At 70.2% G+C, this 1,946-nt stretch carries 2 protein-coding genes; both read right to left on the bottom strand.

What is annotated here, in order from left to right; all coding sequences use genetic code 11:
* Window positions 1-334: 334 nt before the first annotated feature.
* Window positions 335-1,144, bottom strand: coding sequence for a pyrroline-5-carboxylate reductase (gene proC / locus JS521_RS35410; RefSeq protein WP_205086952.1), 810 nt, complete (start codon window positions 1,142-1,144; stop codon window positions 335-337).
* 60 nt (window positions 1,145-1,204) lie between these two features.
* The coding region (locus JS521_RS35405) for an ABC transporter permease (protein WP_239488279.1) at window positions 1,205-1,946 on the bottom strand (742 nt) is incomplete at its 5' end.

Genomic DNA, 1,946 nt, shown 5'->3' with positions numbered 1-1,946 from the left:
CGTTTTCCCTTTCCGGCGAGTCCGACTCTATCAGATCCTTTCGGGCCTGATTCCCAGTCAGCGGGGTTTGTCTTCCCAGCTGTTGGGCCGTTCCGACGAGTGAGACATTAGCGGACTCCTGGGCCCCGACGCTAATCGGGGGCGCTCCTTCGAACGCGGATTCCTCATTTCGCGCAGGCACACGAAAAGGCATGCGACGCGAAGTCGCGTGTCTTCTCGTGGTTACTGCGGAATGGCTGTCCGGGGACCGACCGGGGTCGGCGCTCACGTCGGACAACTCGGAGCACACTACGGACGTGCCGGGGGCGTGTCAACCCCCGGCCGGAGCCGTGGGTCAGCCGTTGCCGGAGGCCAGTTCGCGGCTGCGGTCGCGGGCCGCTTCCAGAGCGGCGATGAGGGCCGCGCGCACGCCGTGGTTCTCCAGCTCGCGGATCGCGCTGATCGTGGTGCCGGCCGGGCTGGTGACGGCCTCGCGGAGCTTGACCGGGTGTTCGCCGCTGTCCCGGAGCATGACGGCGGCGCCGATGGCGGCCTGGACGATGAGGTCGTGGGCCTGGGCGCGGGGCAGGCCGAGCAGGATGCCCGCGTCGGTCATGGCCTCGACGAGGAAGTAGAAGTAGGCGGGGCCGGAGCCGGAGAGGGCGGTGGCCGCGTCCTGCTGGGACTCCGGGACGCGCAGGGTCTTGCCGACGCCGCCGAAGATCTCCTCGGCGGTGGCGAGGTGCGCGCCGGTGGCGTGGCTGCCCGCCGAGATGACGGACATGCCCTCGTCGACGAGGACCGGGGTGTTGGGCATGACCCGGACGACCGGGGTGTCCGGGGTGAGCCGCTCCTCGATGAACGCGGTGGTGATGCCGGCCGCCGCGCTGATGACCAGGCGGTCGGCGGTGACGTGCGGGGCGAGTTCGTCCAGGAGCTTGCCCATGTCCTGCGGCTTGACCGCGAGGATGAGGATGTCGGCGTTCTTGGCCGCCTCCGCGTTGGTGACGGACTCGACCCCGTACCGCGTGTGCAGTTCCTGGGCCCGGTCGCTGCGGCGGGTGGTCACGAGGAGGTGGGCCGGTCGCCAGCCCGCTCGGATCATCCCGCTGAGCAGGGCCTCGCCGATCTTGCCGGTGCCGAGGACTGCGACTGTCTGGGTCATGCGTTCACCCTCCGGGCGGTGCTGGGCTGTGCTCTTCCCGTCATCCTCGCATCGGGGTTCTCACGGCGTACGGCGGCGGAGGGTGATCGCACCGAGGCAGAGGACCAGGAGGGCGCTGCCCGCGACCACGGCGATGTCGCGGACGAAGTCGCCGGTGAGGTCGGGGTGGTGGAGTACCTGGTTCATGCCGTCGACGGCGTACGACATGGGCAGGACGTTCGAGATCGCCTCCAGGGCCGGGTGCATCGCCTCGCGCGGGGTGAACAGGCCGCACAGCAGGAGCTGGGGGAAGATCACCGCCGGCATGAACTGGACCGCCTGGAACTCGGACGCGGCGAACGCGGAGACGAACAGGCCGAGCGCGGTGCCGAGCAGCGCGTCGAGCAGGGCGACCAGGAGCAGCAGCCAGGGCGAGCCGATGACGTCCAGGCCCAGCAGCCAGATGGATACGGCCGTCGCGAGCGCGGACTGGACGACCGCGACGGCGCCGAACGCGAGGGCGTAGCCGGCGATCAGGTCGCCCTTGCCGAGCGGGAGGGCGAGGAGACGTTCCAGGGTGCCCGAGGCGCGTTCGCGCAGGGTGGCGATCGAGGTCACCAGGAACATCGTGATCAGCGGGAAGATGCCGAGGAGGGAGGCCCCGATGGAGTCGAAGGTGCCGGGGCTGCCGTCGAAGACGTAACGGAGCAGGGTGATCAGCAGGACCGGGACGATCACCAGGAGCGCGATCGTGCGGGGGTCGTGGGTGAGCTGGCGCAGGACACGGGCCGCGGTGGCGGTCGTCCGGGACGGGGTGAGGGGG

This window comes from Streptomyces durocortorensis (genome assembly GCF_016901035.1).
Classification (GTDB): Bacteria; Actinomycetota; Actinomycetes; order Streptomycetales; family Streptomycetaceae; genus Streptomyces; species Streptomyces durocortorensis.
Note: the sequence above shows the minus strand (reverse complement) of the source record. Positions and strands in the feature narration are given on the sequence as shown.